This window comes from Methylobacterium sp. Leaf466, assembly GCF_001425565.1.
Lineage (GTDB): Bacteria > Pseudomonadota > Alphaproteobacteria > Rhizobiales > Beijerinckiaceae > Methylobacterium.
Map to the genome: position 1 here is coordinate 41,432 of NZ_LMRC01000035.1, position 24,212 is coordinate 65,643.

The 24,212-nt window shown below is 71.6% G+C and carries 19 protein-coding genes; 14 read left to right on the forward strand and 5 right to left on the reverse strand.

Annotated features, from left to right (window positions below; genetic code table 11):
• Positions 1-62: 62 nt before the first annotated feature.
• Entirely contained in the window at positions 63-1,301 is a 1,239-nt protein-coding gene (locus ASG59_RS18160; RefSeq protein ID WP_082528843.1) for a glycosyltransferase, read from the reverse strand.
• Positions 1,302-1,428: 127 nt separating this feature from the next.
• Positions 1,429-2,583 carry a putative zinc-binding peptidase gene (locus ASG59_RS18165; RefSeq protein WP_055889270.1) on the reverse strand — a complete coding sequence of 385 codons (1,155 nt, stop codon included), beginning with the start codon at positions 2,581-2,583 and terminating at the stop codon, positions 1,429-1,431.
• A 348-nt stretch (positions 2,584-2,931) separates the two neighbouring features.
• Between ASG59_RS18165 and ASG59_RS18170 the strand changes: the two genes are divergently transcribed.
• The 7 genes from ASG59_RS18170 (at position 2,932) to ASG59_RS18200 (ending at position 15,238) form a co-directional block, all read left to right on the forward strand.
• Positions 2,932-6,195, forward strand: coding sequence for a transglutaminase family protein (locus tag ASG59_RS18170; RefSeq protein WP_056410611.1), 3,264 nt, complete (start codon positions 2,932-2,934; stop codon positions 6,193-6,195).
• On the forward strand, positions 6,192-8,711 hold the full coding sequence (locus tag ASG59_RS18175) for a circularly permuted type 2 ATP-grasp protein (RefSeq protein WP_056410614.1): 2,520 nt from the start codon (positions 6,192-6,194) through the stop codon (positions 8,709-8,711). The genes ASG59_RS18170 and ASG59_RS18175 overlap by 4 nt, the downstream gene beginning before the upstream one ends.
• On the forward strand, positions 8,708-9,640 hold the full coding sequence (locus ASG59_RS18180; RefSeq protein WP_056410617.1) for a transglutaminase family protein: 933 nt from the start codon (positions 8,708-8,710) through the stop codon (positions 9,638-9,640). Before ASG59_RS18175 ends, ASG59_RS18180 begins: the two co-directional genes overlap by 4 nt.
• 224 nt (positions 9,641-9,864) lie before the next feature.
• Positions 9,865-12,027 (forward strand): molybdopterin oxidoreductase family protein, encoded by a 2,163-nt coding sequence (locus ASG59_RS18185; protein ID WP_056410620.1) that lies wholly within the window; start codon positions 9,865-9,867, stop codon positions 12,025-12,027.
• Positions 12,028-12,169: 142 nt separating this feature from the next.
• On the forward strand, positions 12,170-12,442 hold the full coding sequence (locus ASG59_RS18190; RefSeq protein WP_055889284.1) for an acyl carrier protein: 273 nt from the start codon (positions 12,170-12,172) through the stop codon (positions 12,440-12,442).
• A gap of 8 nt (positions 12,443-12,450) precedes the next feature.
• The gene (locus ASG59_RS18195; protein ID WP_056410623.1) at positions 12,451-13,959 is read left to right on the forward strand and encodes an AMP-binding protein; all 1,509 of its coding nucleotides are present in this window, start codon (positions 12,451-12,453) and stop codon (positions 13,957-13,959) included.
• Complete coding sequence (locus ASG59_RS18200) at positions 13,952-15,238, forward strand: type III PLP-dependent enzyme (RefSeq protein ID WP_055889289.1); 1,287 nt, start codon at positions 13,952-13,954, stop codon at positions 15,236-15,238. Before ASG59_RS18195 ends, ASG59_RS18200 begins: the two co-directional genes overlap by 8 nt.
• 9 nt (positions 15,239-15,247) lie before the next feature.
• Here ASG59_RS18200 and mntR read toward each other — a convergent pair whose 3' ends face one another.
• The gene (mntR, locus tag ASG59_RS18205) at positions 15,248-15,700 is read right to left on the reverse strand and encodes a manganese-binding transcriptional regulator MntR (protein ID WP_055889292.1); all 453 of its coding nucleotides are present in this window, start codon (positions 15,698-15,700) and stop codon (positions 15,248-15,250) included.
• A 62-nt stretch (positions 15,701-15,762) separates the two neighbouring features.
• The gene (locus ASG59_RS18210) at positions 15,763-16,710 is read right to left on the reverse strand and encodes a LysR substrate-binding domain-containing protein (RefSeq protein WP_056410792.1); all 948 of its coding nucleotides are present in this window, start codon (positions 16,708-16,710) and stop codon (positions 15,763-15,765) included.
• Between the two features lie 104 nt (positions 16,711-16,814).
• Between ASG59_RS18210 and ASG59_RS18215 the strand changes: the two genes are divergently transcribed.
• From ASG59_RS18215 to lpdA, 7 genes are all read left to right on the forward strand, one after another.
• Complete coding sequence (locus ASG59_RS18215) at positions 16,815-17,126, forward strand: septum formation initiator family protein (RefSeq protein ID WP_055889490.1); 312 nt, start codon at positions 16,815-16,817, stop codon at positions 17,124-17,126.
• 269 nt (positions 17,127-17,395) lie between these two features.
• On the forward strand, positions 17,396-18,412 hold the full coding sequence (gene pdhA / locus ASG59_RS18220; RefSeq protein WP_156387826.1) for a pyruvate dehydrogenase (acetyl-transferring) E1 component subunit alpha: 1,017 nt from the start codon (positions 17,396-17,398) through the stop codon (positions 18,410-18,412).
• Positions 18,413-18,467: 55 nt separating this feature from the next.
• Complete coding sequence (locus ASG59_RS18225) at positions 18,468-19,916, forward strand: pyruvate dehydrogenase complex E1 component subunit beta (protein WP_056410625.1); 1,449 nt, start codon at positions 18,468-18,470, stop codon at positions 19,914-19,916.
• A gap of 10 nt (positions 19,917-19,926) precedes the next feature.
• Complete coding sequence (locus tag ASG59_RS18230; RefSeq protein WP_056285486.1) at positions 19,927-20,202, forward strand: DUF5076 domain-containing protein; 276 nt, start codon at positions 19,927-19,929, stop codon at positions 20,200-20,202.
• A 12-nt stretch (positions 20,203-20,214) separates the two neighbouring features.
• On the forward strand, positions 20,215-20,820 hold the full coding sequence (locus ASG59_RS18235; RefSeq protein WP_056410795.1) for a Uma2 family endonuclease: 606 nt from the start codon (positions 20,215-20,217) through the stop codon (positions 20,818-20,820).
• Positions 20,821-20,824: 4 nt separating this feature from the next.
• Positions 20,825-22,228 (forward strand): pyruvate dehydrogenase complex dihydrolipoamide acetyltransferase, encoded by a 1,404-nt coding sequence (locus ASG59_RS18240; RefSeq protein WP_056410628.1) that lies wholly within the window; start codon positions 20,825-20,827, stop codon positions 22,226-22,228.
• 146 nt (positions 22,229-22,374) lie between these two features.
• Positions 22,375-23,814, forward strand: a complete 1,440-nt coding sequence (lpdA, locus tag ASG59_RS18245; RefSeq protein ID WP_056410632.1) for a dihydrolipoyl dehydrogenase — start codon at positions 22,375-22,377, stop codon at positions 23,812-23,814.
• A 52-nt stretch (positions 23,815-23,866) separates the two neighbouring features.
• Here lpdA and ASG59_RS18250 read toward each other — a convergent pair whose 3' ends face one another.
• Positions 23,867-24,142 (reverse strand): hypothetical protein, encoded by a 276-nt coding sequence (locus tag ASG59_RS18250; protein ID WP_056410635.1) that lies wholly within the window; start codon positions 24,140-24,142, stop codon positions 23,867-23,869.
• Positions 24,143-24,212 lie beyond the last annotated feature (70 nt).

Sequence of the window (24,212 nt, forward strand, 5' to 3'; positions counted from 1 at the left end):
TCGCGGGTCGGGACCCGTCGTCCGGTCCGGATCGCGCGTCGGTCGAGCGTAGCGGGCCGACCTCACGGAAGGCTTAACGGTGCCGCCCCCGACCCGAGCGGGTCGTCGGCGAAGATCGCCGCCGCGCGGGCCGGGTCGCCCCTGGCCGCCACGGCGGCGGCGTAGCCGGCGAGCACGCCCGCTCCCATCCGCCGCATCGAGAACCGGGCCTCCACCGATGTCGCCAGCCGGCCGACCCGCTCGGCGAGGGCCTCGGGGGCCTCGTCGAGGACACGGGCGAGGGCCGCGGCGAGGGCCTTGGCGTCGCGGGGCGGCACCAGGTCCCGGGCCGCGGCGCCGAAGATCTCGGGAATGCCGCCGACATCGGTGGCGACCAGGGGTTGGCGCGCGGCCGCCGCCTCCAGCACCACGTAGGGCAGGGATTCCGCGAACGAGGGCACCACCATCACCCGGCCCCGGGCCAGGGCGTCCCGGATCGGCTGGGGCGGCTCGTAGACCACGGCGTCGGCGAGGCCCAGCCGCGCCACGGCCGCGGCGATCGCATCGGCGTCGGGGCCCGATCCGACCATGAGCAGGCGCACCGGGCGCCCCGCCGCGCGCAAGGCCGCCAGGGCGTCGATGAGGACCGGGATGCCCTTGGCCTCGCGCAACTCGCCGACATAGACGAGGTCGAACGGGTCGTGCGCCCTCGCGATGGGGGCGAATTCGGCGGCGTCGATGCCGTTGTAGACGATCCGGGCGCGGCGGGTCTCGCCCACGTAGGCCCGGTGCCGGCCGGCGACGAAGGCGCTCTCGAACAGGAACACGTCGGTACGCCCCGCGAGGGCACGCTCGACGCCCATGTAGAGACGGTGGAGGCGGCTGCCCGGACGGTAGTTGTAGCTGCCGCCGTGGGGCGTGTAGGCGCGGATGGCGCCCCGCAGGACGGCGAGCCGGGCATAGGCGCCGCCCTTGGCGCCGTGCCCGTGCAGCACGCCCACCCCGAGGGCGGCGGCATGGCGCGACAGCCGCCACAGGGCCGCGAGGTCGGCGGCGTGCGGATTGCGGCTCATCGGGATGCGCACGACGCCGAGGCGGAGGACCGGGCGCAGGTCGGCCAGCGCGCGTTCGGCCCGGTCGCCGCCGGTGCCGGAATCGCAGACGATCCCGACGTCGTGCCCGGCCGCGGCCTGGAGACGGACGAGGTCGGAGACGTGGCGGAACAGGCCGCCGACGGGGGCACGGAACACATGCAGGATGCGCCGGCGCGGCTCCTGGCCGGCGGGCGACGCGGACGGGGTGTCGAGGGAGGGGACGGCCACGGGCGGGCTCCTGCGCGCCGAACCGTGACGAGGTCGCGCTGCGTCGAGCGTTAGCCGGAAAGTGTGGGGGGCCGGTTAAGGGAACCGCGGGCATCGGCCGTGATCGTTCCGCCGTCCGGGCGGACGCTCAGATGTTGGGCGCCGCCACCCGCTGGCGCAGCCCGGTGATCACCGCCTTGAGGATGTCGGTGCCCGCGTCGCCCTGGACCTGCCGGTAGCCCTGCGCCGCGTAGATCCGGTCGTGGACGAAGGAGAGCTTGGCGATCACGGCCGGCGTCAGCTTGAAGGGGTAGAGGGCCGGCTGGCCCATGCTGCGGCTGAGCGAATTGATGGCGTAGGTCAACGGCAGCCAGGCCTCGATCATCCGGTCGAGGTCGGGGCTGCGGTGTGGGTCGAACTCGATCCGCACGGTCTGGGGCGCCTGGTTGCGCAGGTGCGGGTTCAGGCTCAGGCCGAACACGCCGGCGGTCTCCAGGGTGTCGACGATGTGGAGGTAATGCGCGAAGGTCTCGGCGAAATCCTCCCACGGGTGGCAGGTGGCATAGGCGCTGACGTAGCCCTCGGCCCAATCGTCGGGCGGGCCGTAGGCGTGGTGGCGTTGGAGGGCGGCGGCGTAGTTCCGGGTCTCGTCGCCGAACAGGTCGCGAAAATCCCACAGGCTCGGGTCCTGGCGCACGAGCATGGTCCAGAAGTAATGGCCGATCTCGTGCCGGAAATGGCCGAGCAGGGTCCGGTAGTATTCGCCGAACAGCATCCGCCGGCGCTCGCGCTCGACGTCGTCGGCCTCGGCGATGTTCATGGTGATGAGGCCGTTGAGATGGCCCGTCATCACCGGCGGCCCGAGGCGGTAGCTCTCGGTGGGGTCCACCAGGAAGTCGAAGGCGAGCCCGGAGGCCGGGTTCTCGGCACGGGTCATCAGCGGCAGCCGCAGGCGCATCAGCGAGTAGAACAGGCGGTGCTTGGCCGCCTCGATCTGGCGCCAGCGGGTCAGGTTCCAGGCGATGCGCAGGTCCGGCACCAGCCGGTTGTGGCGGCAGGCGGCGCAGAACGCCCCCGGCTCGTCGTCGGGCACCAGCCAGTTGCAGGCGCCGTGCTCGGCGTTGGCGCAGAAGCGATACTTGCGGCCCGGGTCGGCATAGGCGTGCCACAAGTCTCCCGACGGTTCGAGCGCCGAGACGCTGTGCCCCTCGCAGACGTAGCCGAGGCGCCGCTGGCAACTGTCGCAGGCGGTGCTCTCGAAGCTCACCGGCTGGTCGCAGGCCTGGCACTGGAAGATCTTCATGACGGGGTCTCGATGGCGGAACTCCAGGTGAGGGCGGCGGGCGCACGCCGCGGGCTCGCACCGGGCGTCACCGGCGGGAACCAAGAGGATTGCCGGCCCCCCGGTTCCCGCCACGGCATGATGCACGGGATTTGCTTGCCACCAAGCCTCGCCGCCGGCTCACGAAGCGGGCGCGCGCACCCCGGGCCCTGCGGGATTCGCATCGGCCCGGTTACAGGCCTACCATCGCCGGCCTATAGAGGGCCGGCATCGTGACGGGCGGCCGACGGGCCGTCCCTCGATCATCGCCGTGTCGATCCCGAGCGCGGGACGGGCACGGCCTCCTCGACTGAACTTGCGGGAGCCTCCGTGTCGATCAAAGCCGCCCTGCACCACGTCACCCACTACACCTACGACCGGCCGATCGCGCTGGGGCCACAGGTGGTGCGGCTGCGTCCGGCGCCGCACACCCGCACCAAGGTGCCGGCCTATTCGCTCACGGTGACGCCCGAGAACCACTTCATCAACTGGCAGCAGGACCCCAACGGCAACTGGCTCGCCCGGCTGGTGTTTCCCGAGAAGACCACCGAACTGAAGATCCAGGTCGACCTCACCGCCGACATGGCGGTGATCAACCCGTTCGACTTCTTCGTGGAGGAGTACGCCCAGACCCGGCCGTTCGCCTACGAGGCCGACCTCACCGCCGAGCTGAAGCCCTACCTCGTCACCGACGACGCCACCGGCCCCGAGATCGACGCCTTCCTGACCCGGCTGCCGACGGAGACCAACACCGTCCTGTTCCTGGTGGCGCTCAACGCGCAGATCGCCGCCGAGGTCGCCTACGGCGTGCGGATGGAGCCGGGCGTCCAGACGCCGGCCGAGACCCTGACCCTCAAGAGCGGCTCGTGCCGCGACTCCGCCTGGCTGCTGGTGCAGGTGCTGCGCCGCCTCGGCATGGCGGCCCGCTTCGTCTCCGGCTACCTGATCCAGCTCATTCCCGACACCACCGCCGTCGACGGGCCGGTCGGCACCTCCACCGATTTCACCGACCTCCACGCCTGGGCCGAGGTCTACCTGCCGGGTGCCGGCTGGATCGGGCTCGACGCCACCTCCGGCCTCCTGTGCGGCGAGGGCCACATCCCCCTGGCGGCGACCCCGCACTACCAGTCGGCGGCCCCGATCTCGGGCCTGGCCGAGCCGGCCGGGGTGACCTTCGGCTTCGAGATGAACGTGACCCGCGTGGCGGAGGCGCCGCGCATCACCAAGCCGTTCTCGGACGCGGTCTGGACCGCGATGGATGCGCTGGGCGAGCGCATCGACGCCGACCTCCTCGCCCAGGACGTGCGCCTGACCATGGGCGGCGAGCCGACCTTCGTCTCCATCGACGACTTCGAATCCGCCGAATGGAACGCCTCCGCCGTGGGGCCGACCAAGCGGGGCCTCGCCGACAAGCTGATCCGGCGCCTGCGCACCCGGTTCGCGCCCGGCGGCATGCTGCACTACGGCCAGGGCAAGTGGTATCCCGGCGAGAGCCTGCCGCGCTGGGCCTTCGCCCTGTTCTGGCGCAAGGACGGGCAGCCGATCTGGCGCGACGCCGACCTGATCGCCTCCGAGACCGGCCCGCGCGACGCCAAGATCCACCAGGCCAAGGCCCTCATCGACGGGCTCGCGGGCAAGCTCGGCCTGTCGGCCTACGTGCTCCCGGCCTACGAGGACCCGGTCTACTGGCAGGAGAAGAAGGACGAACTGCCGGTCAACGTCACCACCTCGGACCCGAAGTTCCCCAACCCCGAGACCAACGCCCGCATGAAGCGGGTGTTCGAGCGGGGCCTGGGCGAGCCCACCGGGTTCGCCCTCCCGCTGGCGAGCCTCGCCCTGGGGGAGGACGACGCTCGGCGCTGGATCTCGGAGGCCTGGGAGTTCCGGCGCGGCCACGCCTTCCTCACGCCGGGCGATTCCCCGGCGGGCTACCGCCTGCCGCTGTCCTCGCTCCCCTACGTGCCGCCCGAGCACTATCCCTACTACCAGCCGCAGGACCCGCTCGAAGAGCGCGGGGCGCTGCCCGGGGCGGCGCCGGCCACGGCGACGGCCAACGGCTCGGGCGTCACCGGGGTGGCGGTGCGTACCGCCCTGGCGATCGAGCCGCGCGAGGGCGTGCTGCACGTCTTCATGCCGCCCCTCGAACGGGTGGACGAGTACCTGGAACTGCTCGGCCACCTCGAGGCCGTGGCCACCGACCTCGGCCAGCCCCTGCACATCGAGGGCTACGAGCCGCCGTTCGATCCGCGCATCGGCGTCATCAAGGTCACGCCCGATCCCGGCGTGATCGAGGTCAACGTGCACCCCGCCGCCAGCTGGCGCGAGGCCGTCGCCATCACCACCGACCTCTACGAGGAGGCCCGCCAGATCCGGCTCGGCGCCCAGAAGTTCATGATCGACGGGCGCCACACCGGCACCGGCGGCGGCAACCACGTGGTGCTCGGCGGCGCCACGCCGGCGGATTCGCCGTTCCTGCGCCGGCCCGACCTCCTCAAGAGCCTGGTGCTGTACTGGCAGCGCCACCCCTCGCTCTCGTACCTGTTCGCCGGCCTCTACATCGGTCCCACCAGCCAGGCACCGCGCATGGACGAGGCCCGCCACGACGGGCTCTACGAACTCGAGATCGCGCTGGCCCAGGTGCCCAAGCCCGACGAGCCCAACATCCCGCGCTGGCTCGTGGACCGCATCTTCCGCAACATCCTGGTGGACGTCACCGGCAACACCCACCGCTCCGAGATCTGCATCGACAAGCTGTACTCGCCGGACGGGCCGACGGGGCGCCTCGGGCTGCTCGAGTTCCGCTCCTTCGAGATGCCGCCGGACCCGCGCATGAGCCTGGCGCAGCAGCTCCTCCTGCGCGCCATCGTGGCCTGGGCCTGGCGCGAGCCGCAAGGTGGCGGCTGCGTCCGCTGGGGCACCGGGCTGCACGACCGCTTCATGCTGCCCCACTTCCTCTGGAGCGACTTCCTCGGCGTCCTCGCGGACCTGCGCGAGGCCGGCTACGACTTCGACCCGGCCGCCTTCCAGGCGCAGTTCGAGTTCCGCTTCCCCGTGTTCGGCAGCATCGAGCAGGGCGGCGTGAGCCTCGAACTGCGCCAGGCCCTGGAGCCCTGGCACGTGCTCGGCGAAGAGGGCGCCATCGGCGGCACCGTGCGCTACGTCGATTCCTCGGTGGAGCGCCTGCAGGTGAAGGCCACCGGCTTCGTGCCCGGCCGCCACGTCATCGCCTGCAACGGCCGGCGCCTGCCGATGACCTCCACCGGGGTCTCCGGCGAGGCCGTGGCGGGCCTGCGCTTCAAGGCCTGGCAACCGGCCTCGTCGATGCATCCGACGATTCCGGCCCATTCGCCCCTCACCATCGACATCCTCGATGCGTGGAGCGGGCGTTCGCTCGGCGGCTGCCGCTACCACGTCAGCCATCCGGGCGGGCGCAACTACGAGACCTTCCCGGTCAACACCTACGAGGCCGAGGGGCGGCGCCTGGCACGGTTCCAGGCGCACGGCCACACCCCCGGCAAGGTCGCGATGCCGCCCGAGGAGGGCAGCCGCGAGTTCCCCATGACCCTCGACATGCGGGTTCCGGCCCCGACATGACACCGCCCCCGGGATCGACGCACGAGACACCGAGCCAGCGCATCGCCCGCTGGACGGCCGGCTACCGGCCGCACGCGGGCGTGCCGGACGAGTTCATGGACGACCAGGGCCGGGTGAAGGGGGCCTGGCCGCGGGTGCTCGACCGCCTCGGCGCCATGGACGAATCCGAGATCGGCGCCCGCTTCGCCTCCGCCGAGCGCCACATCCGCGATGCCGGGGTCTCCTACCGGATCTACGGCGACCAGCGCGACCACGCCTGGCCGCTGGGCTCGATGCCGCTGGTGATCGAGGAGGACGAGTGGCGCTCCTTGAGCGAGGGCATCGTCGAGCGCGCCGGCCTGATGGAATGGGTGCTCTCCGACATCTACGGCGCCGGCAGCCTGGTGGCGCAGGGCCTGCTCCCCGCCGCCGCGGTGGCCGGCAGCCCCGAGTTCCTGCGGCCGCTCCACGGCGTCACGCCGCCGGGCGGGCGCTGGCTCAAGCTCTACGCCGCCGACATCGGCCGCGGCCCCGACGGGCGCTGGCGGGTGCTCGCCGACCGGACGCAGTCTCCCTCCGGCCCGGGTTACGCGCTGGAGAACCGGCTGGTGCTCACCCGCGCCTTCCCCGACCTCTACACCGACCTCCACGTCGAGCGGCTGGCGAGCTTCTTCCAGGCGTTTCGCGAGGGCCTGGCGATGGGTGCCCAGCGCAGCGATCCGCGCATCTGCCTGCTGACCTCCGGGCCGATGAGCTCGACCTACGTCGAGCAGGCGGCGCTGGCGCGCTACCTCGGGCTGCTGCTGGTGGAGGGCGACGACCTCGTCACCCAGGACGGGGTGCTGCACGTGCGCACCGTCTCGGGCCTCAAGCGGGCCGACGTCCTGTGGCGGCGGATCGACTCCGACTACATGGACCCCCTCGAACTCAACCCGGCCTCGCGGCTGGGGGTGCCCGGGCTGGTCGAAGCCCTGCGCGGGGGCCACCTGGTCGTGGGCAACATGCCGGGCTCGGGCATCCTCGAGTCGGGCGCGCTCTCGCCCTACCTCGGCGGCATCGCCCGGCACGTGCTCGGGCACGGCCTGTCGCTGCCGGGGCCGCGCTCGTGGTGGTGCGGCGATCCCGACGCCCTCGCCCATGTCCGCGACCACCTCGACGGCCTCACCCTCCGCCCGGTGGCGACCCCCGGCAAGGGCATGGCCCGCGACGCCATCCTCGGGCCCCACGCGCTGGAGGCCGAGCGCGAGCGCCTGGTCTCGGCCCTGCGCGACCGGCCGTTCGACTTCGTCGCCGAGGAAGCGGCGCCCCTCTCCACCACCCCCGGCTGGGAGCGGGGCCCGGGCGGGCTGCGCCTGGTGCCGCGCCCGTTCGTGATGCGGGTGTTCGCGGCCGCCACCCCCGAGGGCTGGCGCGTCATGCCCGGCGGGTTCTGCCGCATCTCCGAGCGGCCGGACGTCGCCCCCATCGAGATGCGGGCGGGCATCAAGTCGGCGGACGTGTGGGTCCTGTCGAACCGGCCGGTGGAATCGGTCTCGCTGATCCAGCAGGGCGCGCCCCGTGTGCGGCGCATCGCCGGGCACCTGCCGTCGCGGGCGGCCGACAACCTGTTCTGGTTCGGTCGCTATGTCGAGCGCGCCGAGATCGTGATCCGCCTCGTCATCGCGCATCTGGGCAGCGTCGGCGACGCGGTGGTGGCGGATCTGGCCGGCGACGCCAAGGCGCCCACCGCCCTGCGCATCCGGGCGCTCCTCGACGAATGGGGCGCCATCAGCGCGCCCGACCTGCCCACCGTCGCCATCGCCCGCGAGGCCCTGTGCGGTCGCAAGACCCACGGCTCGGCCCTGGCGCACGGGCTGTCGGCGCGGGACAACGCCGCCTCCCTGCGCGAGCGCCTCTCCAGCGAGGCCTGGCGGGTGCTCACGGACCTGCGCGACGCCCTCGACCACGACGACGGCGAGGCGCGCTCGGAGGCGGAGCTGCTCGGCCTCGCCGAGCGGGCGCTCAGCCACATCGCCGCCCTCTCGGGGCTGGCCGGCGAGAACATGAACCGCACCGCCGGCTGGCACTTCGTCGACCTCGGCCGGCGCATCGAGCGGGCGATCAACACCAGCGCCCTGGCGGTGCGGTTCGCCGGCGACGAGGCGGGGGCCGAGGACCTGGCGGTGATGCTGTCGCTGTGCGACTCGCATATCACCTACGGCGCGCGCTACATGCACGGCGTCGCCCTCGATCCGGTGCGGGACATGGTGCTGCTCGACGCCTTCAACCCCCGCTCGGTGGCCTTCCAGATCGAGGCGATCGTGCGCCACCTCGACGAGTTGCCGGCCCTGCGCGCCGACGGCCTGCCCGAGCCGCACCGGCGCCTCGCCCTACAGCTGCGGGCCGAGTTCTCCACCGGCGAGGCGGTGGACTTCGAGAGCGCGACGCTGGCCCGCCTGGAGGCCTCGTTCGAGAGCCTGGCCGACGCCATCGCCGGGCGCTACTTCCCCAACGGCCCGCATGCCCTGCGGCCCGAGAAGCTGATGGGGCTCGCGTGATCTACACGCTGCGCCACCTCACCCGCTATCGCTACGGCAAGCCGGTCCGCTTCGCCCGCTGCGCCCTGCGCCTGCGGCCCCAGGACGGCGACGGCCAGCGGGTGCTGGAGAGCACCCTCGCGATCTCGCCGACCCCGCGCACCCGCATCGTGCGGCGCGACTACTTCGGCCTGGAGACCGAGGCGGTGACCATCGACGCGGTCCACAGCGAGCTGCGGGTCGAGGCCCTGTCGCGGGTGCTGGTGGAGCGACCGTCCCTGCCCGAGCCCGAATCCGGCCCGAGCTGGGAGGAGGTCCGCCTGTCCGCCCTGGCGTCGCGGTCGCTGGCGCCCGAGGCGCCGATCCACTTCCTGTTCCCGAGCGTGCGGGTGCCCCTGGTGGCGGAGGTGACGGACTACGCCCGCGCCAGCTTCCCGCCCGGCCGCAGCGCCTACGGCGGCGCCTTCGACCTGATGATGCGCATCCGGGCCGATTTCCGGTTCGATTCCAAGGCCACCACCGTGCAGACCCCCCTGGCGGAATCCTTCGCCCTGCGCGCCGGCGTCTGCCAGGACTTCGCCCACATCATGATCGCGGCCCTGCGCGGCCTCGGGCTGCCGGCGGCCTACGTCAGCGGCTACCTGCGCACCATCCCGCCGCCGGGCCGGCCGCGCCTGCGCGGGGCGGACGCCAGCCACGCCTGGGTCGCGGTCTGGTGCGGGCAGGGCTGGATCGGCCTCGACCCCACCAACGGCATCGGCGTACGCGACGACCACATCCTGGTGGCGCGCGGCCGCGACTACACCGACGTCTCCCCCATCGACGGCATCGTCTCCTCCTCCGGCTCGCAGAAGCTGCGGGTGGAGGTGGACGTGATCCCCGAGGGCGAGGCGATGCCGCCCGAGGTCGCGGAGTTCGAACGGGCCGAGCCCGAGGCCGCCACGGCCTGACCCGGGCGAGCCCACCTCCGCTTCGCAGGATCGCCGGCCGACGGCGGTCGCCCCGCCCGGGAAACCGGAGTGTCCGGGCTCATCCTCATGAGCTTCGACGACGGCACCTGGTCGGACCGTGGACCGACCTGGAATTGGAATTCCTATACCTTTCGTGCATGCTCCGGCGCATCGGGCCGGCCCGCCAGGAACAATAAGGCGGGACGCTCGGCCGTGGAGGAAACATGAACGAGATCGTCAAGCCCGACTCGCTGCTCGTCGCCCAGGCCGAGAGCCTGACCGAGACCTTCTTCGGCGGCTGCCCGCACGACTGTCCCGACACCTGCTCGATGCTGTTCGAGGTGAAGGATGGCGAGCTCCTGAGCGTGCGCGGCAACCCGGACCATCCGATGACCCGCGGCGGCCTGTGCGTGAAGCTCAAGGACTACGAGAAGCGCCACTACCATCCCGATCGTCTGCTCTACCCGATGAAGCGGGTCGGCCCGAAGGGCTCCAAGCAGTTCGAGCGCATCACCTGGGACGAGGCCCTCGACACGATCGTCACGCGCTGGAAGGGCATCGTCGACCAGTACGGCCCCGAGGCCATCGCCCCCTACAGCTACCTCGGCAACCAGGGCCTCGTGCACGGGCTGAACGGCGGCGACGCCTTCTTCAACCGCCTGGGCGCCACGGTGACCGAGCGCACCTTCTGCGGCGAGGGCTCGTGCACGGCCTGGCTGCTCACGGTCGGCCCCACCGCCGGCCTCGACCCGGACAGCTACATCCACTCCAAATACATCGTGATCTGGGCCTGCAACTCGGTCAGCACCAACCTGCACCATTGGGCCATCGTCAAGGACGCCCAGAAGAAGGGCGCCAAGGTCGTCGTGATCGACGCCTACGCCTCGCGCACCGCCAAGGCCGCCGACTGGCACATCGCGCCCAAGCCCGGCACCGACGGCGCGCTCGCCATGGCGCTGATCAACTCGATCATCGAACAGGGCCTCGTCGACCAGGACTACGTCGACAACTACACGGTCGGTTTCGAGGACCTGAAGGAGCGTGCCGCTCCGCGTACGCCGGAATGGGCCGCCGAGATCACCGGCATCCCGGCCGAGGACATCCGCACGCTCGCCCGCGAGATGGCCACCGAGCAGCCCGTGGGCATCCGCATGGGCGTGGCGCTGGAGCGGCACTACGGCGGCGGCCAGACCATCCGGGCGGTGTCCTCGATCCCGGCGCTGACCGGCGCCTGGCGCCACGTCGGCGGCGGCGTCACGCAGTTCGGCGTCTGGGAGCACCCCTACAAGTTCGACGTGATGTGCCGCCCCGACCTGATCCCGGAAGGCACCCGCGTCGTCTCGAACCTGCAGATCGGACGCGCGCTCACCGGCGAATTGCTGCTCGACCCGCCGATCATGTCGATGATGTGCTGGAACTCGAACCCGGTCACGCAGGCGCCCGAGACCGACAAGATCGTCGCCGGGCTGATGCGCGAGGACCTGTTCATGGTCTCGGCCGAGCACTTCGTCTCGGACACCGCAGCCTACGCCGACATCCTGCTCCCCGCCACGATGGGCGCGGAGATGGAGGACATGATCCTGTCCTGGGGCCACCTCTACCTGACCTACAACACCAAGTGCGCCGAGGCGCCGGGGGAGGCCATCCCCAACAACGAGATCTTCCGGCGGCTGGCCGCCCGGCTCGGCTTCGAGGAGGAGAACTTCAAGTGGACCGACACGGAGTGCCTGGAGCACTACGTGGACTGGAACGCGCCGGCCTGCGAGGGCATCGATCTCCAGTACATGCGCGAGAACGGCTTCGCCCGACTCAAGGTCGGCACGCCGGACGACCGGGCGCCGCACCGGGAAGGCAACTTCCCGACGCCCACCGGCAAGTGCATGCTCAAGGTCGAGGGCGCCACCAACTTCGTCGCCCCGCCGTTCCGGCAGATGTACGAGGGCTTCCAGCCCGGCGAGGCGCTCGACCCGCTGCCCGACTACCTCGGCCCCCGCGAGTCCCACGCGAACGATCCGGAGCTCGCCAGGCGCTTCCCGCTCAACATCGTCTCGCCGAAAAGCCACTACTTCCTGAACTCCTGCTACGCCAACATGGAGGACAAGCAGAAGGGCCAGGGCGAGCAGTTCGTGATGATCAGTCAAGCCGACGCCGACGCGCGCGGGATCAGGGACGGCGACCGCGTCCAGGTCGCCAACGACCGCGGCGCCTTCAAGGGCGTGGCGCGCATCACCGAGGACGTCAGGGCCGGCATCGTCGTGGCGACGCTGGGCTACTGGCGCCAGCTCAACGACGGCACGGTCAACAGCATCAGCTCGTCGGCCTTCACCGACATGGGCCACGCCCCGTCCTTCTCCGACAACCTCGTCGAGGTGTCGCGCGCCAACTGAGCCCCCGCGGGACGTCACGACGACAGCAGGCGCCCGAAAGGGCGCCTGCTGTCGCGCATGTCATGGCGCGACGGCCCGATGGACTTGTCCCGCAGCCCTCGCTAAGGGCGCGAACGGCGCAGGTCGGCGCCGAGCCGGGAGCATGGCCGTGTTGAGTCCGAGCGAAGCCGCCGTGCGCGAGGCCATCCTCGCCTTCGTCGCCAGCCGCAATCCCGGCATCGCGCCCGGCGCGGTGACCGGGGCGACCTCCCTCGTCACCAGCGACGTCCTCGATTCGATCGGGGTGCTCGACCTCCTGATGGAGCTGGGAGAGCGCTTCGACGTGCCCGTGGACGAGGAGAGCTTCGCGCTTCCCAACTTCGAGAGCGTCGACGCCCTGGCCCGGTCCATCGACGGCAGGCGGGTGCGGGCCTGACCGCCGGCATGGCCGTCCCACGCCTGCTGCACCACCTCCTCGACGGTCCGGCCAGCGCGGGCGGGCGCGAGGCCATCGTCGATGGCGCCGACCTCGTGAGCTACGACGCCCTGCGCGGCCGGGTGACGGTTCTGGCCGACCGCCTGAGGACGGCGGGGGTGGGGGCGGGCGACCGGGTCGGGATCCTCTTACCGAAATCGGCGGCGGAATGTGCCGCGATCTTCGCCGTGAGCCTCGCGGGCGGGGTCGTTGTGCCGATCCATCCGAGCCTGAAGCCGCCCCAGGTCCGGCACATCCTGGACGATTGCGGGGCCGGCGCGCTGGTGAGCGACGCGACCTCCGATCCGCTGTCCCTCGGGGGCGGCGACCGCCCGGACGACACCGTCCGCGTCTTCGCGCTGGCACCGCGGGACGGCCCGCCTCCTCCGGAAGACCTCGCGGCGATCCTCTACACCTCCGGCTCCACCGGGTTGCCCAAGGGGGTGATGCTCAGCCACGCCAACCTCCTGGCCGGCACCCGGATCGTGCGGGGCTACCTCGGGATCGGGCCCGACGACCGCCTGCTCTCGGTGCTGCCGCTGTCGTTCGACTACGGCCTCAACCAGCTGCTGACGAGCGTGGAGCAGGGGGCCTGCCTCGTGCTGCACCGGGTCCGGTTCGGGGATGCCCTGGTGGCGGCGCTGGCCGAACACCGCATCACCGGGCTCGCGGGGGTGCCGACCCTGTGGACGCTCCTGACCCGGGCCGCCCCCAGCCTCGCCGCCACGGCGCTGCCGCACCTGCGCTACCTCACCAATTCCGGCGGCGCGGTGCCGCCCGAGACCGTGGCCCGCCTGGCCCGGGCCCTGCCGGACACCGACATCGTCCTGATGTACGGGCTGACGGAAGCCTTCCGCTCGACCTGGCTGCCGCCGGGCGAGGTCGCCCGGCGCCCCGGCTCCATCGGCCGGGCCATCCCCGAGACGGAGGTCTTCTGCGTCGATGCCCGGGGGCGCCGCACCGGGCCGGGCGAGCCGGGCATCCTGATGCACCGCGGCCCCACCGTGTCGCTGGGCTACTGGAACCGGCCCGAGGACACCGCGCGGGTGATCGTGCCCGATCCGGACGATCCCGCCGCGCCTCCGGTGTGCCGCTCGGGCGACCTCGCGGTGGTGGACGCCGACGGTTACTTCACCTTCCTCGGCCGGGCCGACGCCCTCATCAAGAGTGCGGGGTTCCGCATCAGCCCCAACGAGGTCGAGGCGGCCCTGATGGAGACGGGCGCCTTCCGCTCCGTGGCGGTGATCGGCCTGCCCGATCCCGACCTCGGCCAGCGCGTGCATGCGGTGGCGGTGGCGGCGCAGGACGGGCCCTCGACGCAGGCCGCGATGACGCGGGTGCGGACGCGTCTGGCCCCCCACATGGTGCCCCGCGCCGTCGAGGCGGTGGAGGCGCTGCCCGTCACCCCCAACGGCAAGGTCGACTACACCCGCCTCGTCGCGGAACGGACCGATCATGCCCCAAGCGACCATGCCTGAGCCGGCCGACCTCGCCGACCGCCTGATCGCGCGCCACTTTCCCCGGGACGGGGAGGGCGGCCTCACGATCGGCGGCCTGTCCGTCGCAGCCCTCGCCGACACCTACGGCACGCCGCTGTTCCTCTACGACGCGGCGGTGATGCGCTCCGCCTATCGCGCCCTGGCAGGGGCGGTGGCCGGGTTCGCGCAGGTGGACTACTCGGTCAAGGCCAACCCCGCCCCGGCGGTGATCCGGGTGTTCGCGCAGGAGGGGGCGGGCGCCGAGATTGCCTCGGGCGCCGAGTTCGAGGCGGCCCTGGGGGCAGGGCTGGCGGCGGACCGCATCCTGTTCGCCGGGCCGGGCAAGGGCGAGACGGAGATCGACCGGGTGGTGGCCGCGGGCATCGGCGAGATCCATCTCGAGAACGCCGAGGAGATGGCCCGCGTCGCCGCGGCCGCCAGACGCCACGGCCGCACCGCGCGGGTGGCGATCCGGATCAACCCCGGCCCCGAGGCGCAGGGCGGGGCCATGCGCATGGGCGGAAAACCCTCGCCGTTCGGCTTCGACGAGGAGGACCTCGACGCGGTGGTCGATGCCGTCGAGGCCGAGCCCGGCCTGGCGCTCTCCGGCATCCACCTGTTCGCCGGGACGCAGGGGCTCATGGCCGCGACGCTGCTGGCGCAATGGGGCCATGGGCTCGCCCTGGCCGCGCGGGTGGCCGACCGGATCGGCCGGCCGCTGGCCACGATCGACCTCGGCGGCGGCCTCGGCATCCCGTATTTCGCCTCCGATTCCGACCTCGACCTCGACGCGATCCGCGCGGGCGTGCCGGCCCTCGCCCGGAGCCTCGCCGCGCATCCGGGGCTGGCGGGCGCCCGCGTCGTCCTGGAACCCGGCCGCTACCTCGCCGGTCCGGCCGGGATCTACGTCGCACGGGTGCGGGCGGTGAAGGTCTCGCGCGGCACCCGCTTCCTCATCACCGACGGCGGCCTCCATCACCACCTGGCGGCCTCGGGCAACCTCGGCCAGGTGATCAAGCGCGACTATCCGGTGAGCGCGGTGCGCGAGGCCCCCGACAGCCCGCGCAGCCCCTGCGCCGTGGTCGGCCCCCTGTGCACGCCCCTCGACATGCTGGCGCGGGCGACGGCGCTGCCGGATCTCGCCGAGGGCGACCTTGTCGCGGTGCTGCAGTCGGGCGCCTACGGCCTCACCGCCAGCCCCACCGGTTTCCTGAGCCACCCGCTCCCGGCGGAAGTGCTGGTGGACGCAGGCCGCGCGGCGCGGATCGGCTCGCCATGAACCGGTCGCTCAGGCGCCCCGCTCGGAATAGCGCCGGAAGGCTTCCAGCGTCTCGGCGCTGACGTGGTGCTCGATGCCTTCCGCGTCGCGACGCGCCGTCTCCGGGCTGACGCCGAGCGCACACAGGAACAGTTCGACGATGCGGTGCCGCTCCCGGCTCTGGGCGGCCAGGGCCTGGCCGGCGGCGGTGAGGAAGACGCCGCGGTAGGGCCGCTGCTGCACGAAGCCGTCCTCGGCCAGGCGCTTGAGCATCTTGGCGACGGTGGGCTGGGCGACGCCCAGGCGCGCGGCGATGTCGACCTGCCGCGCCTCGCCGCCGTCGCCGATCAGGTCGGAGATGAGCTCGACGTAATCCTCGACCAGTTCCAGGCGCCGGGCCTCGCGCGCCTGGCGGAAGCTCTCCACATGCACGTCCGGATCGATGAGAGGCACCTCGGCCTCGGATCGGGAGGGTTCGCGCATGATGCCGGCTGACTCTCGCGGTCGCTGCGGCGCCGCGTCGCGCGGTGCCGTCCGGCCCCTGTTTAGCCAAGCCCGGCCCCGGATGGGAGCCCCCCGGACGGGTTCGCACGGGATTCGAGGGTCTGGGGGTGGCGCAGGTGCGCCACGAAATCCCGCGCGAAGGCGGGCAGGGCGTCGAGCGCGCGCAGGCACAGGGTGAGGTCGCGCAGGGCCCATGGGTCGGTGAGCGGCACGATGCCGATGGCCATGCCGCGCATGGCACGCCGGGCCGTGGTCTCCGGCACGATGCCGACCCCGACCCCGCATTCGACGAGGCGGCAGACCGCATCGAAGCTGCGCAGCTGCACCCGCAGCCGCAGGGAGCGGCCGTCGATGCGCCCGGCCTTGTCGGCCAGGAACCGGGTGAGGGCGCTCGCCCGGTCGAGCCCGACGAGGTCGTGGGCGAGCACGTCGGCGAAGCTCACCGCCTCGGCCGCGGCCAGGGCGTGGCCGGGGGCCACCACCACCACGAAGCGGTCCTGCCGGAACGGATAGGTCTGGAGGGTGCCGGTATCGACGGTGCCGGCCACGATGCCCAGATCCGCCGCGCCCTCGGCCACGAGGCCGACGATCTCGTCGGAGGTGCGCTCCTCGATGTCGACGCTGACGCCGGGGTGGCGGCCGAGGTAGGCGCTGAGCACTTCGGGCAGGAATTCGGTGAGCGCGTTGGTGTTCGACAGGAGCCTGATCTGCCCCACCGTGCCGCCGGCGTAGGCGGCCAGCTCCCCCTGCATCCGCTCGACACGGTCGAGCAGGACGCGGGCGTGGGCGAGCAGGGTCCGGCCCGCCGGGGTGAGGACGACGCCCTGGCGGCTGCGGATGAGGAGGGCGGCCCCCAGGGTCTCCTCCATCCCCCGCACCCGGGCGGAGGCCGCCGCCAGCGCCAGGTTGGCCCGCGCCGCGCCGTGGGTGATCGAGCCGGCCTCGACCACGTGGCGGAACAGGCTGAGATCGACGAGGTCGAAACGCATCATCGGGCCGGTTTCCTAATCGCCGCGCGTCCTGCCGGATCCGCGTGAAACGAACCGGGGTGCGATCAGCACTTCCTTAACCTTGTCGCCCGATGCTGCGCACCATGGTTGTCCGTCGCCGCGTCCGTTCCGTCCTGATGCCCCTCGGCCTCTTCGCCGTGTCGGCGCTCGTCGTGACCTATTTCGTGCAGCAGGCCGAGAGCGGCAACCGCGGCCTCGTCGCCAAGCGCGCCCTCAAGATCCAGGCCTACGGGCTCAACCAGGAACTCGCCGCCGCACGGGCCGACCGGGCGATCTGGGAGCACCGGGTCGCGCTGCTGCGGTCGGACCAGATCGACCGCGACCTCCTGGAGGAGCGCGCCCGGGTGATGCTCGGCCGCGTCCACGCCAACGACGTGGTGATCATCGATCCCTGAAAACGGGGCGCGCCGGCGCACCGCGGTTGCCGCGATCCGTTCCGGCGGCGCGACGGGCCGAGCACGCGCCCGGCGCGAAACCGCGTGAAACCCGGCATGAAACTTGGACGAGTGACAGAACCGGCGGTTGCTTCACTCCGCGCCGTGCCGGCCCTCGCTTTCCCCCGGACCCTGCCCTAAGACTCCTCGCCACGAGAGCAGTTCACGGGAGGTCGCCGATGGATGCCGCGAACGAAGCGGGTCACGCCACAGCCGAAGCCGCCAAGGCGATGCGCGAGAGCGACCCCGGCCACGCCCCGGCCCCGAACACGCCGCAGTTCACCAAGGACGAAGACCTCCACGCCTATCACGAGATGCTGCTGATCCGCCGCTTCGAGGAGAAGGCGGGCCAGCTCTACGGGATGGGGCTGATCGGCGGGTTCTGCCACCTCTACATCGGCCAGGAAGCGGTCGTCATCGGCATGCAGATGGCCTCGGTCGAGGGCGACCAGGTCATCACCGGCTACCGCGACCACGGCCACATGCTGGCCTGCGGCATGGACCCCAAGGGCGTCATGGCCGAACTGACCGGACGCCGCGGCGGCTACAGCCGCGGCAAGGGCGGCTCGATGCACATGTTCTCCCGTGAGAAGCAATTCTTCGGCGGCCATGGCATCGTCGGCGCCCAGGTCTCCCTCGGGACCGGGCTGGGCTTCGCCGACGCCTACCGCAAGAACGGCCAGGTCAGCATGACCTACATGGGCGACGGCGCCGCCAACCAGGGCCAGGTCTACGAGAGCTTCAACATGGCCCAGCTCTGGAAGCTGCCGGTCGTCTACGTGATCGAGAACAACCGCTACGCCATGGGCACCTCGGTGGCCCGCGCCTCGGCCCAGACCGATTTTTCCAAGCGCGGCATCTCCTTCGGCATCCCCGGCGAGCAGGTCGACGGGATGGACGTGCGCACGGTCCGCGAGGCGGCGGCCCGCGCCATCGCCCACGCCCGCTCGGGCGAAGGCCCCTACATCCTGGAGATGCAGACCTACCGCTATCGCGGCCACTCGATGTCCGACCCGGCCAAGTACCGGTCGAAGGACGAGGTCTCGAAGATGCGCGACGAGCACGACCCCATCGAGATGGTGCGCAAGCGCCTGATCGAGGCGCACGGCGTGCCGGAGGCCGAGCTCAAGGCCACCGACGCCAAGGTGCGCGAGGTCGTCAACGAATCGGCCGAGTTCGCGACCCACGACCCCGAGCCGGACCCCTCGGAACTCTGGACGGACATCCTGCTCGAGGCGCGCGCCTGACGCACCCACGAGACGACGGGGCCGCCCGCTTCATCCTCGATCGACAGAGTACCCTATGGCGACCGACATCCTGATGCCCGCCCTCTCGCCCACCATGGAGGAGGGCAAGCTCGCCAAATGGCTCAAGAAGGAGGGCGACGCGGTCAAGTCCGGCGACGTCCTCGCCGAAATCGAGACCGACAAGGCGACGATGGAGGTCGAGGCCATCGACGAGGGCATCCTCGCCAAGATCCTGGTCGAGGAGGGCGCCGAGGGCGTGAAGGTCAACACGCCGATCGCCATCATCGCCGCCGAGGGCGAGGACGTGGCGGCGGCGGCCAGCGGCGGCGGCAAGCCGAAGGCGAACGGCGCCGCGGCCGAGCCGCCCGCGCCGACCCCCGACATGCAGGCGGAGGGGCAGGCCGCGCAGAGCGCCGCCACCACCAAGACCGCCGACGACATGCCCAACGCCCCCGCCGCCCCGGCCGTGATCACCACCAAGGCCCAGGCCGAGGTGATGGAGGATTATCCCGCCGGCACCGAGATGGTGACGACGAGCGTGCGCGAGGCTCTGCGCGACGCCATGGCCGAGGAGATGCGCAAGGACGACGACGTCTTCGTGATCGGCGAGGAGGTCGCCGAGTACCAGGGCGCCTACAAGATCACGCAGGGGCTGCTGCAGGAGTTCGGCGCGCGCCGGGTGGTCGACACACCGATCACCGAGCACGGCTTCGCCGGCATCGCGGTGGGCGCGGCCTATACCGGCCTCAAGCCCATCGTCGAGTTCATGACCTTCAACTTCGCCATGCAGGCGATCGACCACATCATCAACTCGGCGGCCAAGACGCTCTACATGTCCGGCGGCCAGCTCGGCTGCCCGATCGTGTTCCGCGGCCCCAACGGTGCGGCCGCCCGCGTCGGCGCCCAGCACAGCCACGACTACTCGGCCTGGTACTCCAACGTGCCCGGCCTGAAGGTGGTGGCCCCCTACACCGCCGCCGACGCCAAGGGCCTCCTCAAGGCCGCCATCCGCGACCCCAACCCGGTGATCTTCCTCGAGAACGAGATCCTCTACGGCCAGACCTTCCCCGTGCCGAAGCTCGACGACTTCGTGGTGCCGATCGGCAAGGCCAAGGTCCACCGCACCGGCAAGGACGTGACCATCGTCTCCTTCTCCATCGGCATGACCTACGCCCTCAAGGCCGCCCAGGCGCTGGCCGAACAGGGCATCGAGGCGGAGGTGATCGACCTGCGCACCCTGCGCCCGATGGACACCGCCACGGTGGTGGAATCGGTGAAGAAGACCGGCCGCTGCGTCACCGTGGAGGAGGGATTCCCGCAGTCGGGCATCGGCGCCGAGATCGTCGCCCGCCTGATGGTGGACGCCTTCGACTACCTCGACGCGCCTGTCCTGCGCGTGACCGGCAAGGACGTGCCGATGCCGTATGCGGCCAACCTCGAGAAGCTGGCGCTCCCCAACGTCGCCGAGGTGGTCGAGGCGGCCAAGGCGGTCTGCTATCGCTGAGGCGCAGACCGTGAGCGAGTCCTTCGTCGAACTGGCCGTGCCGCCGGACGCCCTCGAACAGGGCGGCATCGAGGTCCTGCGCGCCGCCGTCGTGGACGGCGCGATCAGCGTGGCCCTGCGCCGCTCCTTCGACGACCCCGCGACCTGGGGGCGGCTTCTCAGCGACCTCGCCCGTCAGGCCGCGCGCGCCTACGGCCTCGAGACCGGGATGTCGGAGGACGAAGCGTTCGAACGCATCCGCGCCGGGTGGGAGGCCGAGAGCCTCGACCCCGGCGGCTTCAACTAGCGGCGCATGCCCATGGCCGATGCCGCGACCCGCCTCGCCACCTACGCCGATCTCGAGGCCGTGCCGGACCATCTCGTGGCCGAGATCGTCGATGGGGTGCTGGAGACGCATCCGCGCCCGAGGCCTCGGCACGGGATCGCCGCGGCGGGACTGGCTGCTGAGCTCGGGCCACCCTTCGGACGCGGTCGCGGCGGCCCCGGCGGCTGGATCTTCATGATCGAGCCCGAGCTCCACCTCGGTTCGCATGTGGTGGTGTCCGATCTCGCGGGCTGGCGCCGCGAACGCATGGTGGCCGAGCCGGCCACCGCCTTCGTCGAGACTCCGCCCGACTGGGTCTGCGAAATCCTGTCGCCGTCCACGGCGCGCCTCGACCGCGGTCCCAAGCGCCGCATCTACGCCGAGGCGGGGGTGAGCCATCTCTGGCTGCTCGATCCGGGCGAGGGCGTGCTCGAAGGCTTCGCGCTCACCGGCCGCCAGTGGCTGCTGCTCGGTACCGTCGCACGCGGCGAAGTGGTGGCCCTGTCCCCCTTCGACGCCGCACCGTTCCCACTCGACGACCTGTTCCCCTTCGACGATCCGGCCGCCCCGCCTGCGGCGCCTCTCCCGCCCGAGGTCTGACGCCATGCCCATCAACGTCCTGATGCCCGCCCTGTCGCCGACGATGGAGAAGGGCAATCTCGCCAAGTGGCTGAAGAAGGAGGGCGACGCCGTGAAATCCGGCGACGTGCTGGCCGAGATCGAGACCGACAAGGCGACGATGGAGGTGGAGGCCATCGACGAGGGCATCCTGGCGAGGATCCTGGTGCCGGAGGGCACCGCCGACGTGCCGGTGAACGACCTCATCGCCATCATCGCCGGGGAGGGCGAGGACCCGGCCGGCATCCAGGCGCCGGGCAGCGGCGCGGCCAAGGCCGAGGCGGCTCCGCCCAGCGAGAACACGACGCCCGGCGGCGGCCAGATGGCCTATGCCCGGGTCGATGCGGCACCGGAGGGCGCCGAGCCGACCCATCCGTCCGAGACCAAGTCCCCCGAGGGTGCGGCGGATGGCGGACGCGTCGTCGCCTCGCCGCTCGCCCGCCGCATCGCCAAGATCGAGGGAATCGACCTTTCCGCCGTTTCCGGCTCCGGCCCGCGCGGACGGGTGATCGAGCGCGACGTGCGGGCGGCGGTGGCTGACGGTTCGGCCAAGGCGGGGGCAAGCAAAGCGGCACCGGCCGCGCCGGCGCCGGCTCCGGCCGCCACCCCTCCGGCGCCGCCGAAGGCCGCCGCCGGGGCACCGGCGGGGCTCAGCCTCGATCAGGTCCGCGGCTTCTACCAGAAGGGCGCCTACGAGGAGGTGCCGCTGGACGGCATGCGCAAGACCATCGCCAAGCGCCTCACCGAGGCGATGCAGGTGGCGCCGCACTTCTACCTGACGGTGGATTGCGAGATCGACGCGCTGATGACCCTGCGCGAGCAGCTCAACAAGAGCGCCGCCGTCGCCAAGGACGGCAAGCCGGCCTTCAAGCTCTCGGTGAACGACTTCGTCATCAAGGCGATGGGCCTCGCGCTGATGCGGGTGCCCACCGCCAACGCGGTCTGGGCCGAGGACCGCATCCTGCGCTTCAACAACGCCGAGGTCGGCGTGGCGGTGGCCATCGACGGCGGGCTGTTCACGCCGGTGATCCGCAGGGCCGACCAGAAGACGCTCTCCACCATCTCCAACGAGATGAAGGATTTCGCCGCCCGGGCGCGGGCCAAGAAGCTCAAGCCCGAGGAGTACCAGGGCGGCGTCACCTCGGTCTCGAACCTCGGCATGTTCGGGATCAAGCACTTCACCGCGGTGATCAACCCGCCGCAATCCTCGATCCTGGCCGTGGGCGCCGGCGAGAAACGCGTCGTCGTCAAGGACGGTGCCCCGGCGGTGGTCCAGGCGATGACCGCCACCCTTTCCTGCGACCACCGCGTGCTCGACGGGGCACTCGGCGCCGAACTGATCTCGGCGTTCAAGAGCCTGATCGAGAACCCGATGGGGATGCTGGTGTAAGCCGGAACCACAACGCGCTTCCCTCCTCCCTCGTGGGGAGGGATCGAGGGTGGGGGAGGTTCCACCATCTTCCGCAGCGGGTCGCCCAGCCGCCCCCACCTCCACGTCCTCTCCGTAAGGGGGAGGAAAGCCGACGGAGCCCCGACATGCCCGACACCTACGACATCCTCGTCATCGGCGCCGGCCCCGGCGGTTATGTGGCGGCCATCCGGGCGGCGCAGCTCGGGTTCAAGACCGCCGTGATCGACCGCGAGCACTTAGGCGGCATCTGCCTCAACTGGGGCTGCATCCCCACGAAGGCCCTGCTGCGCACGGCCGAGATCTACCACTACATGCAGCACGCCGGAGACTACGGGCTGTCGGCCGAGAAGGTCGGCTACGACACTGCCGCGATCGTCAAGCGCTCGCGCGGGGTCTCGGCCCGGCTCAACGGCGGCGTCGGCATGCTGCTCAAGAAGAACAAGGTCGACGTGATCTGGGGCGAGGGCACGATCGAGGCCGCACCCAAGGGCGACCAACCCGGCACCGTCACCGTGAAGGAGACCACCCGGGCGCCCGCCCCCAAGGGCGCGCTCGCGGCGGGCTCGTACGCGGCCAGGCACATCATCGTGGCCACGGGTGCGCGCCCGCGCGCGATCCCCGGCATCGAGCCCGACAAAAAGCAGATCTGGACCTACTACGAGGCGATGGTGCCCGAGACGATGCCCAAGAGCCTGCTGGTGATGGGCTCGGGCGCCATCGGCATCGAGTTCGCCTCGTTCTACCGCACCATGGGCGCCGAGGTGACGGTGATCGAACTGCTGCCGCAGATCCTGCCGGTGGAGGACGCCGAGATCGCCGGCCTCGCCCGCAAGCGCTTCGAGAAGCAGGGCATCAAGATCCTCACCGGCGCCAAGGTGACGAAGGTGCAGAAAGCGGAGGGTTCCGTCACGGCGACCATCGAGACCGGAGACGGCAAGACCCAGCAGCTGTCGGCCGAGAAGCTGATCTCGGCGGTGGGCGTGGTCGGCAACATCGAGGGCATCGGCCTCGACAGGCTCGGGGTGAAGATCGAGCGCGGCATCGTCGTCACCGACGGGCTGGGGCGCACCAACGTGCCCGGCGTCTACGCCATCGGCGATGTCGCCGGCCCGCCGATGCTGGCCCACAAGGCCGAGCACGAGGGCGTGCTCTGCGTCGAGACCATCAAGGGCCTTCACACCCACGCCATGGACAAGGCAAAAATCCCCGGCTGCACCTATTGCCAGCCGCAGATCGCCTCGGTGGGCCTGACCGAGGCCAAGGCCAAGGAGCTGGGGTTCTCCGTCAAGGTCGGCCGCTTCCCCTTCGCGGGCAACGGCAAGGCCATCGCGCTGGGCGAGCCGGACGGCCTCGTGAAGACGATCTTCGACGCCAACACCGGCCAGCTCCTCGGCGCCCACATGGTGGGAGCCGAGGTCACCGAGCTGATCCAGGGCTACGTGGTGGCCATGAACCTGGAGACCACCGAGGAAGACCTGATGCACACGGTCTTCCCGCACCCGACGCTCTCGGAGATGATGCACGAGAGCGTGCTTGATGCGTACGGGCGGGTGATCCACTCGTAGCGCCCGTCACGTCAGGCGCGTCCCCGCCCAGGGGGAGGGGACGCGCCAAAGTTCAGCGGGTCGGGGCCGGCGCGCCCTTGCCCGCGGCGCCCGGCGAGGAACCCGAGCCGGCGTCGTTGGCGCCGGTGCTGTTGGTGGTGCCCGACCGGCTCTTGTCGCCCGTGGACGGGCCGCTGCCCGCCGCCCCCGGCGACGACCCCGAGCCGGCGTCGCTGGCGCCCGTCTTGTCGGTCGTACCCGACTTGCTGGTCCCCGAACCGCCGGCGGTGGCGAGGGCGACGGAACCCAGCAGGACGGTGCCGGCGACGAGAAGCGTCTTGATCGACATGGTGTTTCTCCCTGATCGTTGGCGTTCGCACGCCGACGTCAACATCAGGTCGAGAGGCGACGTTCCTGTG